This is a genomic window from Methanolobus sp. (genome assembly GCF_016278365.1).
Lineage (GTDB): Archaea > Halobacteriota > Methanosarcinia > Methanosarcinales > Methanosarcinaceae > Methanolobus.
In genome coordinates this window covers 260,358-277,184 of sequence record NZ_JADQBZ010000003.1, presented here as the reverse complement: position 1 = coordinate 277,184, position 16,827 = coordinate 260,358, and the positions used below count along the sequence as shown (strand labels likewise).

General features: G+C 44.3%; 15 protein-coding genes and 1 tRNA gene. 6 read left to right on the top strand and 10 right to left on the bottom strand.

Annotated features, from left to right (window positions below; all coding sequences use genetic code 11):
- Positions 1-533: 533 nt before the first annotated feature.
- The 5 genes from QZZ22_RS03480 to QZZ22_RS03460 all read right to left on the bottom strand — a co-directional run bounded on the left by QZZ22_RS03480 (position 534) and on the right by QZZ22_RS03460 (position 6,240).
- Positions 534-1,142 carry a transporter substrate-binding domain-containing protein gene (locus QZZ22_RS03480; RefSeq protein ID WP_292462728.1) on the bottom strand — a complete coding sequence of 203 codons (609 nt, stop codon included), beginning with the start codon at positions 1,140-1,142 and terminating at the stop codon, positions 534-536.
- 246 nt (positions 1,143-1,388) lie between these two features.
- A complete protein-coding gene (locus QZZ22_RS03475; protein WP_292462726.1) occupies positions 1,389-3,809 on the bottom strand; it encodes a PAS domain S-box protein in 2,421 nt (806 codons plus the stop codon).
- 293 nt (positions 3,810-4,102) lie between these two features.
- Complete coding sequence (locus QZZ22_RS03470) at positions 4,103-5,278, bottom strand: aminotransferase class I/II-fold pyridoxal phosphate-dependent enzyme (protein ID WP_292462725.1); 1,176 nt, start codon at positions 5,276-5,278, stop codon at positions 4,103-4,105.
- A 49-nt stretch (positions 5,279-5,327) separates the two neighbouring features.
- Entirely contained in the window at positions 5,328-5,819 is a 492-nt protein-coding gene (locus tag QZZ22_RS03465) for an Lrp/AsnC family transcriptional regulator (RefSeq protein ID WP_292462723.1), read from the bottom strand.
- A gap of 46 nt (positions 5,820-5,865) precedes the next feature.
- Positions 5,866-6,240, bottom strand: a complete 375-nt coding sequence (locus QZZ22_RS03460) for a 30S ribosomal protein S8e (RefSeq protein ID WP_292462721.1) — start codon at positions 6,238-6,240, stop codon at positions 5,866-5,868.
- A gap of 225 nt (positions 6,241-6,465) precedes the next feature.
- On the opposite strand from QZZ22_RS03460, the gene rnz reads away from it, so the two are divergent.
- Entirely contained in the window at positions 6,466-7,392 is a 927-nt protein-coding gene (gene rnz, locus QZZ22_RS03455) for a ribonuclease Z (RefSeq protein ID WP_292462719.1), read from the top strand.
- A gap of 53 nt (positions 7,393-7,445) precedes the next feature.
- On the opposite strand, the gene QZZ22_RS03450 is transcribed toward rnz, so the two are convergent.
- Together QZZ22_RS03450 and QZZ22_RS03445 are read right to left on the bottom strand one after the other, a co-directional pair.
- Positions 7,446-7,712, bottom strand: a complete 267-nt coding sequence (locus QZZ22_RS03450) for a hypothetical protein (protein WP_292462717.1) — start codon at positions 7,710-7,712, stop codon at positions 7,446-7,448.
- A gap of 38 nt (positions 7,713-7,750) precedes the next feature.
- Complete coding sequence (locus tag QZZ22_RS03445; protein WP_292462715.1) at positions 7,751-8,878, bottom strand: AAA family ATPase; 1,128 nt, start codon at positions 8,876-8,878, stop codon at positions 7,751-7,753.
- Positions 8,879-9,048: 170 nt separating this feature from the next.
- Here QZZ22_RS03445 and QZZ22_RS03440 point away from each other — a divergent pair, with 170 nt between their 5' ends.
- Positions 9,049-11,331: a PAS domain-containing sensor histidine kinase gene (locus QZZ22_RS03440; RefSeq protein WP_292462713.1), complete on the top strand. Its 2,283-nt coding sequence runs from the start codon at positions 9,049-9,051 to the stop codon at positions 11,329-11,331.
- A gap of 97 nt (positions 11,332-11,428) precedes the next feature.
- Positions 11,429-11,503, top strand: a tRNA-His gene (locus tag QZZ22_RS03435).
- A 277-nt stretch (positions 11,504-11,780) separates the two neighbouring features.
- Here QZZ22_RS03435 and purF read toward each other — a convergent pair.
- The 3 genes from purF to QZZ22_RS03420 form a co-directional block, all read right to left on the bottom strand.
- Positions 11,781-13,196 carry an amidophosphoribosyltransferase gene (purF, locus tag QZZ22_RS03430; RefSeq protein WP_292462710.1) on the bottom strand — a complete coding sequence of 472 codons (1,416 nt, stop codon included), beginning with the start codon at positions 13,194-13,196 and terminating at the stop codon, positions 11,781-11,783.
- A gap of 34 nt (positions 13,197-13,230) precedes the next feature.
- Positions 13,231-13,401, bottom strand: coding sequence for a 50S ribosomal protein L37e (locus QZZ22_RS03425; RefSeq protein WP_292462708.1), 171 nt, complete (start codon positions 13,399-13,401; stop codon positions 13,231-13,233).
- A gap of 91 nt (positions 13,402-13,492) precedes the next feature.
- Positions 13,493-13,711, bottom strand: coding sequence for an LSm family protein (locus tag QZZ22_RS03420; RefSeq protein WP_015054685.1), 219 nt, complete (start codon positions 13,709-13,711; stop codon positions 13,493-13,495).
- A 254-nt stretch (positions 13,712-13,965) separates the two neighbouring features.
- On the opposite strand from QZZ22_RS03420, the gene thiD reads away from it, so the two are divergent.
- The 3 genes from thiD (at position 13,966) to trmY (ending at position 16,813) form a co-directional block, all read left to right on the top strand.
- A complete protein-coding gene (gene thiD / locus QZZ22_RS03415; protein ID WP_342765071.1) occupies positions 13,966-14,775 on the top strand; it encodes a bifunctional hydroxymethylpyrimidine kinase/phosphomethylpyrimidine kinase in 810 nt (269 codons plus the stop codon).
- 83 nt (positions 14,776-14,858) lie between these two features.
- Positions 14,859-16,163, top strand: a complete 1,305-nt coding sequence (locus tag QZZ22_RS03410; protein WP_292462706.1) for a DEAD/DEAH box helicase — start codon at positions 14,859-14,861, stop codon at positions 16,161-16,163.
- A 38-nt stretch (positions 16,164-16,201) separates the two neighbouring features.
- A complete protein-coding gene (trmY, locus tag QZZ22_RS03405; protein WP_292462705.1) occupies positions 16,202-16,813 on the top strand; it encodes a tRNA (pseudouridine(54)-N(1))-methyltransferase TrmY in 612 nt (203 codons plus the stop codon).
- Positions 16,814-16,827: the final 14 nt, after the last annotated feature.

The window sequence follows — 16,827 nt, the reverse complement described above, 5'->3', positions numbered from 1 at the left end:
ACGCGAGTCTTCGGGAACTACGGATCGCTGCCAGCTCACTTATTCTATCACTTTTTCTTGTATTATTATGATCATTGTGACCGAAGGTCATGCTTATGTTATTTTGTTATTGTTATGTTCTGATACTGGTGCTTTTGCACTATCCCTGTTGCTTCCTGGGTAATTGAGGTTGCACCTTTTTCATTATATTTAGCATATGCGGTATATTCAAAAAATCTGTACTATATTTGTCAAAAAACATATCCTTCCATAGCTACACAATCAAGACTTCATTTCCCTAATCGTGATTGATGGCTTCGCTCCTGATATCACTGAACGTAAAAAAGCAGAAAGGCACTCTGAGAATTGAAAACGAATCTGGAAAAGGTAATATTTCACATGTCCATTTTTAAAGGAATTTTGCCAGAACTATCACTCCTAAAATTTGTCCGGCTATTCAATCTTTAGACAAAAACAAAAAAGGAAAAGCAGAGTATTTGTGCATTTCACTCTTACTGATGGTTTAATAGCCATTATTCGGTCAGGTAATTGATTTAGGCAAGGTCAATGGCTGAAAGGTACTGACCGAGAATCCGTTCATATTCGCTAATGCCCTCAGTATCTTTCTCTTGCTTGATATCATCGAGTGCCTGTTGGAATGACCGTACTCTTGAATCAGGTATGTCCTTACTGAAGGCGTAGTAAAGGTCCTGGGTATGTAACTGATACACAACCGTGAAATGAGAATTGTTCCCGGTTGTCTGTTCGGTGAAGTACCTGCCTGAGGCTTCAGGGCATGCCCAGAGATCAATCTCACCTTTGTCAAGTGCCATAATTATTGTGGACACGTTGCTTTCGGGCACGATCTGGCTCTCATTTACACCAATACCGAGCAGATGCTGGATCGCTATATTGTCGGTAATCACTTCAATGCGATATCCCTTAAGGTTTTCGGAATTCTCTATAGTTATTCCTATGTCTGGTTTGGCAAACAGGACCTTTATTGCCTCGAGCAGATCGACGGAGATTCCCTGCAGAGTCCCGTTCTCCTGATAATTTGAAGGAGGAAGCTGTTCAGTATAGTATGTCAGGTCGGCCGGCTCCGAGGTGCCACTTAAATCTAAGGGCTCTGATTCAGGTTCAGAAACGCATCCTGCAACCATGATTAACGCTTCGGTGAGCACCACAATAAGTAAAAGGTAAGTCTCTCATAAAGAGAGTAACATGGGTCTTATCGACTGCAGATCTATTTATGTGTATATATATAAATAAGTATTGATTATTCCTCTTATCCTCTTAAACATAGCTCCAAACGGTGTTACATATGTATTAGACTAAAATAGTGGTTCCAAGTCTTTCTTTATGGTCATGTCATGGGGAATATATGTGCAGGAGGATCCCATGAATGTTTAAACATCTGGTGATTCCTTTTTTAAAGGGACTGTAATAGTAAATCTAGTACCTTTACCAGGTTCACTCTCAAGAGTAATATTGCCATCATGCATTTCCACAAACTTCTTGACAAGAGAAAGACCTAGTCCTGTCCCATCGTAGTGTCTGGATGTATCGGAATATACCTGATAAAAAGGCATGAATAACTTCTTTTGTTCCTCTTCGGAGATACCAATGCCATTATCACTTACAGAGATTTCCAGCATGTCATCCTTTTTACGTGCATCTATACACACATATCCATCTTCTTGAGTGAATTTTATTGCATTGCTGACAAGATTATACAATATCTGTTTCATGCGCACTTTATCCGCACTCACACAGAGGGATTCCGGCTGAGTAGAAACTGAAAATGAGATATTCTTCTTTTTTGCCAAGAAAGAAACCATATTTCCCACATTTTTCAATAAATCATATATATAAAAATCCTCGTAATGTAACTCCATCTTGCCGGATTCTACTTTTGACAGGTCAAGAATGTCATTGATAACTTCCAATAGGTGCTTCCCGCTGGCCAGTATATGTCCAAGAGACCGCCTTTGCTGATCATTAACTTCCCCAAATGCCTCCTCAAGCAGCATATCTGAGTAACCGATTACTGCATTGAGTGGAGTCCTCAGCTCGTGGCTCATGCTGGCAAGGAATTCGCTTTTAGTTTTGCTGGCCATCTCAGCAGCCAGTTTTGCACTTATCAGGGCTTCTTCAGCATCTTTCTGTCTGGAGATATCCTGGAAATTCTCAAGGATGAAAGTCTTTCCTTCTATTGTTATCTTTGTGGCATTCTTCAGGATCGGATTTCTCCTACCATCCTTACATTTAATTGTAGTATCCATTCCCTGGAAGCATTCCATGCCTTCTTCCCAGATCGGGCATTTCTTTGAAGAAGAACCTTTGGGGCATAATATATCGCAAAGTTGCCCTATAAGTTCCTCCCTCTTATATCCTGTGAGCTCACATGTCCTGGAATTTACATCCTCTATCACATAATCCTGACCGATTATAAGTGTCCCGCCAGGCATGTTCTCATAGAGTGTCGCCAGACGTTCCTTACTTTCCTGAAGGATCATCTGCGCTTTCTTGCTTTCAGTAATGTCATCCAGACTTAGCATCACATTGGTATCGCCGTTTAAACCTATTCTGGCAGTGGATATCAGCAGATGGCGTGTTAATATTTCGCCATCTCTAGCAATATTGAGATCACCTTCAACCTTATGGAAAACTTTTCCAGTATTAAAGGTTTCTGTGAATGTATTCCTTACCGCACATTCTGCGCATCTATCGCTTGCGCCACAACCTTTCTCTTTAAATGAATTCACACACGAAAAGGCCGTACCCCCAAGTAATCCAAGAATATCTTCTTTTTGCTTCCCGACAGCTTCAGCACCTGTGCGGTTAATGTTTGCAACTCTGCCTTCTTCATTGACCAGGAGCATGGCAACAGGTGCATGATTGAAAATTGTTTCTAAAACGTTCTTTTGTTTATGGATTTCAGCCTCAAGCTGCTTACGCTCGCTAATGTTGCGCGAAACTCCCAGGAAGGATCGAAAGTTTCCTGCATCATCGAAAATAGGGGTAACTGTCACATCGACCCAAACCGTAGAGCCATCTTTTCGGTATTGTTCCAGTTCTAACATGCTCTTAAAATAAGACTTGTTACCTTGTTGTATATCTACAAAGAAAGTTTTTATTATTTCATTTACTTTTTCAAGGGAATGGGAAGTTAACTTATCTCTAAGAGGTTTTCGCATTGCCTCTTCTGGAGAATATCCAGTCAGTTTCATTTGGGAAGGACTCACATAAAGGAAATTGCCTTCCTTATCCATCATCCATATCACATCATCGATATTCTCTGTAATTATGCGGAATCTATCTTCAATAATTTTAAGAGATTCGCTATTAATATTTTCCTGGAATGCATCGGAAGGTATTGACTTCTGCCGGGTGGACCTGCTGGCGTAGTTATTGGCCGTGCTCCTACATTTGTTTTTCTGCTCCCTTAAAGCAAACTCTGCATTACGGGACCTAATAAGCAAACCAATCGCATGGAATAGTTCATTTCCTGTGAATGGCTCTTTGACATAAGTTGTAAGCTCCATTCTTCCAAGCCAGTTAAAGAAATGCTCATCGGGCTCTTCAACGATGAATAATAAAGGAACAGGGATTTTGTTAAACGCCGCTCTGATACAGTTTAAGATGTTATCTGATGCTCCTTTCATATGTGTGCAGATAACGACTTCCGGTTTTTGTGCAGCAATTGATTTTGATAGATCTGTCTTGGTAATAGATAACAGGGATGTAGAATAACCATTAGCATCAAGGAGTCCCTCAAGGGATTTCGAATATCTCTGACCACAATCAAGCAGTATTACATTGGGCATTTGTTTTTCAACCAAGTTGTTTCAAATCGTTAAATACACCATGATTTAGTTATACAATGTGTATAGCGTTAATCCTTTTAACAATTGCACACTATAATTACTCATAAGTTAACTCTTTTAAAAGAGAATGCTTCCTATAAAAATATACTCTTACAACAAATAATGTATGAGACATCTTGTGTATGCATAACATGTCTGCTGGACACTATTACAAATAGAATATCAGGTATGTTTAAAAGTGCGCCACTTACATAAGACAATGCACTTTTGAACACTATTGATCCAATAGAAAATCACAGCCTATCCACAAATGCCTCTATCCTTGCCAGAGCTTCCTCTATCTCTTCCCGGGAAGTGGCATAGGAGCAGCGTAAAAAGCCATCACCGGCCTTACCAAAGACATTGCCGGGGATTGTGACAACTTTCTGTTCAAAGAGGAGTTTTTCAGCGAACTCTTCAGAAGTCAGCCCTGTGTTCTGCACGGACGGGAAAGCATAGAATGCCCCGCTTGGCTCGAAACACTCAAGGCCAATCTTGTTTAGGCCGTTTACGATAAGGTGGCGGCGGCGGTCATAATCACGCACCATGCGCTCCATTTCATGCGTGCCGTTGCGCAGGGCTTCTATAGCGCCTATCTGGCCCATGATGGGAGCGCACAACATGGAGTACTGGTGTATAAGCATCATGGAAGAAATCACTTCACGTGGTGCCATAGCATAGGCCATCCTGAAACCAGTCATTGCATAGGCTTTGGAAAAGCCATTTAGGAGAATAGTTCTGTCGCGCATGCCATCAATTGAAGCAAAACAAGTATGCTTCCCCTTGTAAGTGAGACAATCATAGACTTCATCGGAAATCACCATGATGTCGTGCTCTGACACTACATCGGCAATGGCCTCAAAGTCGTTTCTACCCATGGTGGCACCCGTGGGATTGTTCGGGTAATTAAGAATCAAAGCCTTTGTCTTATCAGTGATAGCAGCTTCAAGGTCCTCAGCATGCAGCTTGAACTCGTTCTCCAGACAGGTTTCCACTGGAACAGGTACACCTCCTGCAAACATCACTGAAGGTGTATATGCAACATAGGATGGCTGAGGGATCAGTATTTCGTCGCCCGGGTTTGTGATTGCGCGTATAGCTACGTCCAGAGCCTCGCTTACACCTGAAGTTACAAGAATCTCCGAATTTGGGTTATAGGACGTTCCATATTTATCTGAAAAGAAACTGGATATCTCTTCACGAAGTTCCATGAGACCATAATTTGAAGTATAAGAAGTCTCCCCACACTCAAGGGAGTGGATGCATGCTTCCCGGATATGCCACGGAGTTACGAAATCCGGCTCACCCACACCAAGAGATATAACATCATCTATCTCTGATGCAAGATCAAAATAGCGACGTATGCCGGAGGGAGGAACCTTCTTCATCACATCCGCAACAAATTTTGAGGGGAGGCATGCTTTTCTCATTAGGATTACTTCCTGCAGAATATATCATATTTTATGTAATAAAATAAAACTATGGTGTCACGGGTAAACGTGCAACACGGTCCTCTTCATAGAGGATTATTCCATCCTCTTTATAGGTCTTGAGCACAAAATGAGTAGTAGTGTGCTGCACTTGATCAAGAGTGGAAATTTTCTCAGCTACAAAGAAAGCGACTTCTTTCATAGAATGCCCCCCTACAGTAAGGGACAGGTCATACTGCCCTGAAAGCAGCCTTACAGAGCGCACTTCCGGGAACTTGTATAGACGCTCCACAAGCGCCTGGTAACCAAGCCTGCGCTCCAGGCTTACCTTGAGCTCGATGATAGCATATACATTCTCATCACCTGCAAGATCCCAGTCAACTACTGTCTTATACTTGCGGATGATGCCGTTATTTTCCATCTCTTTTATTCTGTTGCTTACTTCTTCAGCAGAAAGGCCAGTAAGAGCTGCTATCTGCTCAGATGTCATTCTCGCATCATCTTCAAGACATTCTAGTATATGACGTGTATTTTCATCCATCTGGAAAACCTCATCGCAACAGAAATAAAAAAATAAAGGTTTTGGTTTATTCTATCAGTACTGCGTTGACAACTCCGTCCTGTCCGGGGCGGCTTGTAACCTTTGCATTACCTAGAGCAGTCTTGACGACAGAGCCTCTTGTGAGTATGTTACGCCTGACGTAGTGCTCATTTGCGGTGTTTCCGACTACTTTGCTCATGGTTGTCTTCTGGGTCTTACCCTGTGCATCGGTGACATTCACGACATCACACTGCATGAGTCTTACCTTTCTGTTACCGCCGGTAGTTGAAACGTTCTTCCTTTTGGTCACAGCTATGCGAGTATCTGCGGATTCGCGACCTAATTCGTGCTTTCTCTTGCTGCGGAATGCCTTAATCTTGGCACCGGTATAGCTTCTTCTGGATCTGCCTTGCCATTTCATGATATATCCTCTGGATAATTATATGAGAAATTGATTGTGATTCAATAGCCAAAATATGACTTATGGACGTATCATTAATAATAAGATTCTATATGAACTTTTCGAATGGCAAGGAATATCCTCAAAGAATAACACTAAATGAAATGGCAAAAGCATGTATTCTTTTTTCAGTTTGATGATTCTAAGAAGCAATTCATAAATAACTATAGCACTTAATAAAGCTACATGCTTCGTGTAACTTTTCTTGGCACCGGTGGTTCCCTTCCCACTCCCGAACGTAATCCATCAGCCATAATGATCAATCGTGAGGGTGAGCTCATGCTGTTTGACTGCGGAGAAGGAGCGCAGCAGCAGATGATGCGCGCAAAGACCGGCATGAAAGCACTGAGTTCTATTTTTATTACTCATTTCCACGCAGACCATATACTGGGGATACCGGGACTGATACAGACAATGTCCTTTCACGGAAGAACAGAGCCCCTCAAGATATACGGACCTCACCATGTGCATGAGTTTGCAAGGATACTCAGTGCTCTGGGGTATTACAAACTCCGCTTTGAGATAGATGCAGTTGACCTGGAGCCAGGGGACATTATCAAAAGAGATGGCTACTCCATCCATGCCATAAAGACGCAGCACAGTGTTCCTAGTGTCGGGTATGCACTCATAGAGGACGAGCGCATAGGCAGGTTCGATCGAGATAAAGCCATTGAGCTTGGAGTCCCTCCCGGACCTCTATTCTCAAAACTTCACAGGGGGGAGCCGGTTGAAGTAAATGGCAGAACCATCACATCAGTAGAGGTTGTAGGAGAGCCACGCCCGGGCAGGAAGATAGTATACAGCGGGGATACAAGGCCATGTCCGGAAATACTGGAAGCAAGCCGTGATGCAGATTTGCTTATTCATGACTCCACCCTTGCAAATGACCAGCAGGAATGGGCAAAGGAGTCCATGCATTCCACCGCTGAAGAAGCGGCACTACTCGCGAAAGAAGCAAACGTATCCATGCTCATATTGACACATATCAGTTCCAGATACTCCGATGATGCGGAACCTTTGCTTAAAGAAGCAAAGAAGGTCTTTGAGAATGTTACAATAGCAGAGGACCTAATGGAAACCGAGATACTACTCCGGGAATATGCGAGGAAATAATCTGCAAGGATCATATTCAATAAAAGAAAAAGGAAAACGAAAAGGGAGGTAAATCAGAGATAAGTCCAATCCAGCCTATTATCATCAGCATCATAAAGAATGATCTCCATGGTGCGATCTTCAACCGGATATGCCAGGGGTTTGATGCCGACAAATAAGCTGTCTCCGGGCTGGAGGTCAAAACCCTCGGATTTCGTCCTGCCGAAATAGACACGTCCTCCGGATCTTACTTCCTCTACGACTATGCCTTTCCACATACCTTTGTCAAAGACATTTACGATAACGCACTCAAACCTGTCAGACTCATTTACCTCTGTCATGGAAACACGATATAGAAGCTAAATTTAAAAAGGTGACCCTAAATGTACATCTTTTCAGGGTTCAGGGTCTCATTGACTTTTTTGAGTTTCTTCACGGAAATCTCGAGATCTTCCTGGGTAACAGTGTCCCGGTCATCGATGATAGCCCTGTGCAAAGCAGTCTTGAGAACTTTTTCAACAAGATCACGCCCTGAAAGACCTTCTGTCATTTTGGCAAGGGATTTCATGTCGATGTCGGCAATTTCAAGCGGGAAGGTACCTACATTGGATTCAAGGATCTGATAACGTTCCTGCTCATCAGGTAGTACAAATTCTATCTCTTCCTCGAATCTGCTGCGCACCGCAGGGTCAAGTGTATCTGTCCTGTTCGTGGCACCTATGGTGCAGATTCCGGGGCGCTCTACGATCCCGTCCATCTCAGTCAGCAGGGCATTGACTATCTCTGCCACGTCGCCACGTAGTTCCTGATATCTGCGGTCAAGGGCAATGGCATCCAGTTCATCAATGAAGAGGATACATGGTGCCATTTCCTGCGCCCGCTCGTAGAGTTGGTGTATCTGACGGGCCCCCTCGCCGACAAACTCTCCTATAAGCTCAGTTGCCTTCACAGGTAATATGGGGACCTGTGCTTTGTTTGCAATAGCCTTGGCAAACATTGTCTTGCCGGTTCCTGAAGGGCCATAGAAAAGGATGTTTCGGGGCGCCCACCTACCAAACTTCTCCGGCTCCTCAAGAAAGCGTTCGATAAGCCTGCACTTCTGGCGCGCGCTAAGCTGCCCGATGACATCATCAAAGCTAACTTTGCTTCTGAACTCGATCTTGGGGATAACACTGTCCATCATATCGCGCACGATAATGTTGGTATTGGGACCAATGACTGACTCAGGGGGTTCGACTTCCTTCACCTTATATGCGTAATCAGGGTACATACGTCTGTCAAAAAGATAATCGTCCTTGATAGCGGTAACGCCTTTCCACTGCTCTCTGGCATAATGTTCAAAGAGTCCCGGGTCCTCTATCTCCGGATATTCTTCCAGGATGCTGGTCATCGGATAGCCTGCAGGCTCAAGTACCAGATACTCCGCTGTGCTTTCCACGGGTTGCGATACGATGTCCCTGTTTGCTAGAGGGTTGGTTTTCTGGACAGTCCTTACTATGAATATCATCTCTTTTTGCTCTATATAGGTAGTTTGAATTTGCTAAATAGTTAAAATTAACCCTTAAACCTTTCGACCGCCTGGAGTTTATGAAGTAACTATTAATAATAGATAAATATAATAAAAGAGAATACAATATTCTACAATTTTCTTCAGCATATCCTGCGGGGCAACAAGGCATGAAAATACCAAATCTTGTGAATAGTGTGTTCCTTTTGATCGTATGCGTTCTGGGAATGCTCATGCTGTCACCATTTATAGTGTCCGGGGAAAATAAAGTCATAATTTTCAGCTCCGCACTTATTATTACAACATTTGCAGCCATTATCTATGCAAGTACGCGCATCGATAAAATGAACGGGGAACTGGAGACTAAAATAAATGACTTGAATGAAGAGAAAAAAAGAGTTGAGGAACTGATGGAACAGAACTCAGACATCGAAAGTTCACTCACCTCTCTGATATCCTTGTTCATCGCTCCAAAGGATGTAGATATGACCATTGATGAGACGCTGCAGAGGGCGGGCATGTTCTGCAGTTCCGAGTACAACTACCTGGTCATGCTCGGCAAAGACCGGAGTTCATTGCACATCAGCCATAAATGGGCTGCTTCACACTTGCCGGAAAGAAAAGCGGTGTTCGAGAATCTCCGCGAGTCAAACTTTCCCTGGATGATGGAACAGATACGGAACAGCGCGTCTCCAATACTATTGGAGAGCACATCATTGCCTAAAGCTGCAACAAGGGAAAAGGAAATCATGCGTGTGAGAAGTGTAAGCTCCATGGTAATAGTGCCGACTGAAATAGACGGGAATGTTGTCGGGTTCATATCTATAGAGAATCCTTCTTTCAATGACACGAGCTACAAGAAACAACTGCCTGCGTTGAAGATTCTTTCGGAGCTCACGGGAATGGTTCTGCAGCATAAATTGTTTGTTGAGAATCTCAGTCTTTTCAAAAACCTCATCAATCAGTCTAACGACTTCATATTTATGATAGATCCCTGCCTTGGGGCCGTCATCGATGTCAATGAAACGGCCTGTAATGAGTTAGGATATTCCAGGGATGAGTTCCTTGGTATGACGGGGGAGGAGCTTGAACGCATATTCTGCGGCCGCTTCTGGGAACAGGACATACGGGACATATGCGGTAATCGCTTCCTTGATATTGACAGGACCATAATCCGAAAAAACAATACGCTTGCTCCCGTAGAAATGAATGTCACTTTCACGACTCATGAAAATAACAACTACGCACTGGCAATAGTACGCGATATCACGAAGCGCAAAGAAGTTGAGGAAATACTCCGCAGAACGCAGGAGAGAGTGGAACTTGCCCTCAGGGGTGCAGACCTTGGCATGTGGGACTGGAATATCAAAACTAATGAGCTTATTTATAATGAGAGGTGGGCGGAGATAGCGGGCTATGCGCCGGCAGACATAAAGCCAAACTTTGACTCCTGGATGGAAATAATGCATCCTGAAGATCTGCCTCTTTTCATGGAGAACATCGGACTTCACCTCTGGAACGAAATCTCCTCTTTTGAATCAGAATTTAGAATGAAGGACAAGAATAATTCATCATGGAGGTGGATACTTGCCCGCGGGAAACTGGTTGATCGCAATGGTTCAGGCGAACCGGTAAGGCTTGCAGGCACAACCATGGATATCAGTGAAAGGAAGCAGTTCGAAGAGGAACTTCGAAGATCCAATGAACTCAAGGACCTGTTTACGGACATCATGAGGCATGACCTGCTTAATCCTGCAGGCAACATTAAAGGATATTCTGATCTTCTGTTTGAAACCGAATCAAGTGATAAACAGAAAGTACTTGTGAATGGGATAAAACGCAACAACGATAAGCTTATAGAGATGATAGAGACAGCAGCTACATTCGCAAAACTGGAGTCTGCAGAGAACATCCAGCTTGAAATTATGGACATCGGGGCCATCCTGAGGAACGCTGCTGAGCAGTTTGACCAAAAGGTGTTTGAGAAACAGATGACTCTAGAAATGAGGGCTGCAGGGGCTTATCATTCACTTGTTAATCCGATAGTTGAGGAAATATTTGCCAATTTCATTTCAAATGCTATAAAATACAGCTCGGAGAACACTTGTATTATCATAGATGTGGTTGATTCCAATTACCAGTGGAGAGTAGAGGTTACTGATCAGGGGGAAGGTGTACCTGATGAGCTCAAATCCCATGTTTTCGAGCGTTTCAAGCGGGTACATAAGAAAGGTGTTAAAGGCACCGGCCTTGGGCTTGCAATTGTTAAAAGGATAGCAGAGATCATGGGCGGGGAAGTCGGTGTGGAAGATAACCCTGCAGGGTTAGGTAGTGTATTCTGGGTTAAGTTCAGGAAACATGACCCTTATACTGACTCCTCATTACCGATCAGTGAAGACGACATAGGATGTGTTTCAGAGCCGTCTGCTAAAAGGAAACTCTTAGTTCACTGATTGTCCAGTTTTTGTACCGCCGGAAAGACAATTCCAAAGGAAAAGTTTATCTAAGAAAAGGACATCTAAAGGGTGCTTCCAAACAAAAGATATGCGTGCCGGGGTAGGGTAGCGGTTATCCTGTGGCCCTGTGGAGGCTACGATTCGAGTTCGATTCTCGATCCCGGCCCCATACTACTTTTCCAATTATCACCTTATTGGCTAAATTTTGCAATGCATTTTTTCAGTTTTTCCATGTAATTTAAAATTATTTTCAGGCGAATCCTGTAGTTTTCAAAAAAGGCTGTGTTTTTCCTATGTATGCATATAAATAAATTATCTGTAGCAGCGATAAATAAAGCCGGGATCAATAGTAAAAAGAGTCCAGTTATTAGTTAGTTTAAAAGAGTAATCCTTTTTACATTCAATATATAAAAAATATTGCAAAAATAAGCTTTGCCATTTATTTATTAAAACTCATGAAGCTTAAGTTGTCTGCGCTGACAGGTTTTTTCTCCCGGGATATCAACCGGGTAAGCACCTGTAAGGCAGCCCAGGCACAGGTCATCTCGATCTATGCCTATGGATTCCACCAGGCCCTCAATACTCAGATATCCCAGGGAATCTGCATTAATTACAGCTTCCACGCCTTTTATTGTCTTATGGGCAGCTATAAGCTCTTCCCTTGAAGCCATGTCAATACCAAGATAACATGGTGCAACTATAGGGGGGCTCCCTATACGCGCATGAACTTCCGTGGCGCCTGCATTTTTTATCATGTCAATGATGCGACGGGAGGTAGTACCCCTGACAATGCTGTCATCTATAAGAATTATCTTTCTGCCCCGGATGTTTTCTGCAATAGTGTTCATCTTGAGCCGCACTGCAGTTTCACGCATTGCCTGGCCCGGAAGAATGAAAGTCCTCCCGATATAACGGTTCTTCATGAGACTTTCTTCGTAGATGATATTTGACTGGCGGGAATAACCGATCGCTGAAGTGATGCCTGAATCCGGAACAGGGGATACCATATCAGCTTCAACGGGATGTTCTTTTGCCAACCTCTCACCGATGCGTTCCCGGACCTTATAGACAAGTCTTCCGTCAATAATAGAATCAGGACGTGCAAAATATATATATTCAAAAACACAGTGTGCACAAGTTGTTTCACGGAAAAGTTGGTGTGATTCGATCTCACCGTTCCGGAAAATAACCAGTTCGCCAGGGTGAACATCCCTGATCAGCTTCCCATTAAGCGTATCAATAGCTACACTTTCCGATGCAACAGCGTATCCTGAATCGATCGATCCGATGCACAATGGCTTGAATCCATAGGGATCCCTTACAGCCATCAGCAGGTCGTCGATCATAATGGCCAGTGAATAAGAGCCATTCAGTTGTTTCATTACATTGCCAATAGCTTCGGCGATACCATATTTCAAAAGCTCTTTGACTAGAAGATGTGCTATGACCTCAGTATCCGAACTTGCTACGAAAAAGTGCCCTTCAGATTCAAGCTTCCTGCGAAGGTCATTACTATTGACTAGATTACCATTATGAGCGATAGCAACAGTACCGCTTTTGTATTTAACAATGAACGGTTGACAATTCTCCAGCATAGAGTCGCCGCAAGTAGAGTACCGTACGTGTCCTATGCCTACCTTGCCTTTAAGTTCAAGAAGGGCATCCTTATCAAAAACTTCCGGAACAAGCCCCATACCTTTTATGGTCATGGGATCTTTGCCGTTATGAACGGTTATGCCTGAGGATTCCTGTCCGCGATGTTGCAAGGCATAGAGGCCATAGTATATCTGAAGTGAAGCAGGTATCGGGTGTGATTCGTTTCCATTTTTTACCACACCCACAACACCGCATTCCTCGCGCATTTTTATCTCCGGTGGATAGGGAGAAAAATCAGGCTTAAAGCTTGCACTTTGCCTGCCACTTATAACTTCTCATGCGAGAGGTCTTGCCGAAACCACAGCAAGTACATTGTTTTGTATGGATGTTGAGTGAAACACTGCCGCAGCGCCTGCACTTTGCATGTGTGCGCTTTTGCCTTTTACCCATTGAGGGAGTACCTTTTGACATTTATAATCACCTTTTAGTTGAAATTGGAAATAATCGTAAATCGTGTGGATTACCCTGATACGGTTATTAGTTCTTATACCTTACGTTTGTTTCAGGGGGACACATATACGATGTTATCGCCTCTGATAACAACACTGCCCAGCTTCCTTACAATATCTCCTTCTTTCAGCTCTTCAGCTTCATCGAGTACAAGGTTCATGTGAACGTCGTAACCCTGAAGTTTTCCTCTGAATTCTCTTGCGCCCTTCAATCTCACGATTACGGGTGTGTTCAATGCATTGTTCAATATATCAAGAGGTCTGTTTCCCATATTAGTTGCCTCATTTAATAAGTACGGATAATTGGTATATACCAGATATCTAAATTACTTTACGTACATATATAGGTCTTGTGATGACTCATTGTTGCAAGTGGAATATATAAATGTATCGCAAGAAGGTCTTTTTAGCAAGCAGATAGTACTATACGGCCATTTCATATGACCAACTACTATTTAACTTACAAGACTTTATGACCTCCGCACACAAGTAAATGTAATACAACCTATATAAGGAGAACATACAAATGAGAGGGGCAACTGTTGTAATGACCATTGCAGGATCGGATTCCGGTGGAGGGGCAGGAATAGAGGCGGATATCAAAACCATTGCAGCCATGGGGCTTCACGGGACATGCGCCATCACATCAGTGACCTCACAGAACACAACCGGAGTCCTGAGTGTCTTTGACCTGCCCCCGGAAGTGGTCGCCAGCCAGGTGGACGCTGTATGTACAGATATGACGATAGAATGGGCCAAGTCCGGCATGTTGTCATCATCGGGTATTGTTTCCATTGTTGCCGGTATGGTCCGCAAGTACGGGCTCAGGTTGATAGTAGATCCCGTAATGGCAGCCGAAGCCGGGGGTGACCTGCTCCAGAAAGATGCGATCAGGGCGCTAAAAGAAGAGCTCCTGCCCATAAGTCATGTCGTTACTCCAAATATCAATGAGGCCATGGCTCTTTCAGGCATGACCATAACGACAGTGGAGGAAGCAAAGCAGGCAGCCAGGGTCATTGCCAGGACAGGGGTCAAAGTAGTTATAATCACAGGCGGACATCTGGATGCATCCGATGTTATCTATGAGGCTAAAGAGGACCGGTTCACGGTCATCCCCGGAAAATTTGTAAAGGGTGGCACACATGGCTCAGGGTGCACCTATGCCTCCGCTCTTACCTGCTGTCTTGCACAGGGAATGACAATAGTGGAAGCAGCCAGCAAAGCCAAGGATTTCGTTGTTCGGGCCATCATCGGCAGCCAGAAGGTCGGCAAAGGTGCCGGGCCGGTAAATCCTCTTGCAGGAATCTGCAGGGATGCAGCAGCATATGAAGAATGATACTCGGCTGTTTACAAGAGCAGTAGCAATACATTAGCATCCATTATATTATCATTGTATCATTGTAATAAAGAGTGACAATCATGGATTCAGAATCAACAACATTCAAAGACTTCAACCTCACCAAAGGAGTGCTAAAAAGCATTAAAGTGATGGGTTATATCGAACCTACGGAGATACAGGTACAAGCCATCCCTCTGATAATGCAGGGAAAGGATATTATCGGACAGGCACGGACTGGTACCGGGAAAACGGCGGCATTTGGGATCCCTCTCGTAGAGTTAGTGGATAAGAAGAAGAGAGCCCTGCAGGCGATGGTTCTCTGCCCAACCAGGGAACTGGCGGTCCAGATCGCAGACGAGCTTAAGAAGATAGCACTTTTAACAGAGGGACTGAGCATAACAGCGATTTACGGCGGGCGGGCCATGGGCCAGCAGACGCAGGAACTTGAAAGCGGCGCACAGATAGTTGTCGGGACACCGGGAAGAGTAATAGACCACATCACGCGTGGAGCTATTAACATGGAAAGCATCAGGATCATGGTCCTTGACGAGGCTGACGAGATGCTTAATATGGGATTCAGGGAGGATATCGAGAAGGTGCTCGAACTCACCCCCGGGGAAAGGCAGACACTGCTCTTTTCCGCAACCATGCCAAAGACCATACTGAAACTGACCGACGAATACATGCGCGAACCCGAACACATAAAAGTGGCTAAAAAAGAGATGACGGTGCCTGGTGTGGAACAGTTCTACTTTGAGATCAAGGAAAGTTCCAAAATAGAGGTACTTCACCGCCTGATAGATGTGGAGAATATCCAGTCGGCCCTTGTATTCTGCAATACCAAGAAGGAAGTCGACAAAGTTCTTGTGAAACTCAGGTCCCATGGCCACTCGGTGGAAGCCCTGCATGGGGACATCCGGCAGAACCTCAGGGAGCGCACTGTCGATAAATTACGGGACGAAGATATCAGTATATTAGTTGCCACGGATGTGGCTGCAAGAGGACTCGACATTGAGAACATCGAAGTGGTCTTCAATTATGACCTGCCTCTGGAGATAGAGACCTATGTTCACCGGATAGGCAGGACGGCAAGAGCTGGAAGGCCGGGGCTGGCATACTCATTCATCAAAAAGAATGAAATGGGCAAGCTCACCGCGATTCAAAGATACACTAAGACTGAGATTACCCGGAAAGAACTTCCTACCATAAAGGATGCTGAAAAAGCCAAGGAAGCACAGGTTGCGGAAAAGGTGAGAACGAACATTCGCACCGGAAACCTGGAAAGATATGACGAATGGGTCGGGAAGCTGGCTGTCGAGGGCGCAGATTACAGGAAAATAGCTACCGCTCTTGCAAAGATTGTGCTCAAGGAAGGAAAGAACTGATCAGGGTACGTTAAATGTAACTAAAAGGGGAAATAAAAATGAAGGATTTTGTGATAATCGGCCACAAGGCGCTCACTACAGGTGATTTCTCGCTGAACGACCTGCCTGGTGCGGCAGGACGCATGGACATACTCTGCAGATGTATCAACTCAGCACTTTTCCTGTCCCACGGAATGAGGAGGGATGTCAACATACATCTGGTGCTGCTTGGAGAACCCGATCCCGGTAAGATCGTACGCTTCAATGGTGAACAGCTCAGGTATCTCAGCCCTGATGAGAGGAGCAGCGGATCCCTTATCAAAAAAGCACTTGAGAAGGATGCCACAGAATTCGAGTCACAATCCACTCCCGGAGTATGGATACGTCGTGGAGGGCTTGAGAAGCTGCTGGCTGAGTTCACGGCGAATAACAGGCGCATATATTACCTGCATGAAGGCGGAGGAGATGTGAGAAGTACCAGTGTCCTTCCTGATGATGCGGTATTTATACTGGGCGACCATATGGGAGTCACAGAAGAGGAAGAAGTAGCGATCAAAACGATAGCTTCCGGGACTTTGTCTATCGGACCCCTCTCACTTCATTCGGACCATTGCATAATCATTATCCTCAATGAGCTGGACAGGATCGGACAAAGCCGGACGGAAGCATAACTTACAAAAAATGA

Coding starts and splice junctions, on each gene's coding strand:
- rnz (WP_292462719.1), top strand. CDS start 6,466: ATGCTTCGTGTAACTTTTCTTGGCACCGGTGGTTCCCTTCCCACTCCC.
- QZZ22_RS03460 (WP_292462721.1), bottom strand. CDS start 6,240: ATGAAATGGCAAGGCAGATCCAGAAGAAGCTATACCGGTGCCAAGATT.
- QZZ22_RS03445 (WP_292462715.1), bottom strand. CDS start 8,878: ATGATATTCATAGTAAGGACTGTCCAGAAAACCAACCCTCTAGCAAAC.
- QZZ22_RS03480 (WP_292462728.1), bottom strand. CDS start 1,142: ATGGTTGCAGGATGCGTTTCTGAACCTGAATCAGAGCCCTTAGATTTA.
- QZZ22_RS03420 (WP_015054685.1), bottom strand. CDS start 13,711: ATGGGAAACAGACCTCTTGATATATTGAACAATGCATTGAACACACCC.
- trmY (WP_292462705.1), top strand. CDS start 16,202: ATGAAGGATTTTGTGATAATCGGCCACAAGGCGCTCACTACAGGTGAT.
- purF (WP_292462710.1), bottom strand. CDS start 13,196: ATGCGCGAGGAATGCGGTGTTGTGGGTGTGGTAAAAAATGGAAACGAA.
- QZZ22_RS03470 (WP_292462725.1), bottom strand. CDS start 5,278: ATGAGAAAAGCATGCCTCCCCTCAAAATTTGTTGCGGATGTGATGAAG.
- QZZ22_RS03410 (WP_292462706.1), top strand. CDS start 14,859: ATGGATTCAGAATCAACAACATTCAAAGACTTCAACCTCACCAAAGGA.
- QZZ22_RS03440 (WP_292462713.1), top strand. CDS start 9,049: ATGAAAATACCAAATCTTGTGAATAGTGTGTTCCTTTTGATCGTATGC.
- QZZ22_RS03475 (WP_292462726.1), bottom strand. CDS start 3,809: ATGCCCAATGTAATACTGCTTGATTGTGGTCAGAGATATTCGAAATCC.
- QZZ22_RS03425 (WP_292462708.1), bottom strand. CDS start 13,401: ATGTCAAAAGGTACTCCCTCAATGGGTAAAAGGCAAAAGCGCACACAT.
- QZZ22_RS03465 (WP_292462723.1), bottom strand. CDS start 5,819: ATGGATGAAAATACACGTCATATACTAGAATGTCTTGAAGATGATGCG.
- QZZ22_RS03450 (WP_292462717.1), bottom strand. CDS start 7,712: ATGACAGAGGTAAATGAGTCTGACAGGTTTGAGTGCGTTATCGTAAAT.
- thiD (WP_342765071.1), top strand. CDS start 13,966: ATGAGAGGGGCAACTGTTGTAATGACCATTGCAGGATCGGATTCCGGT.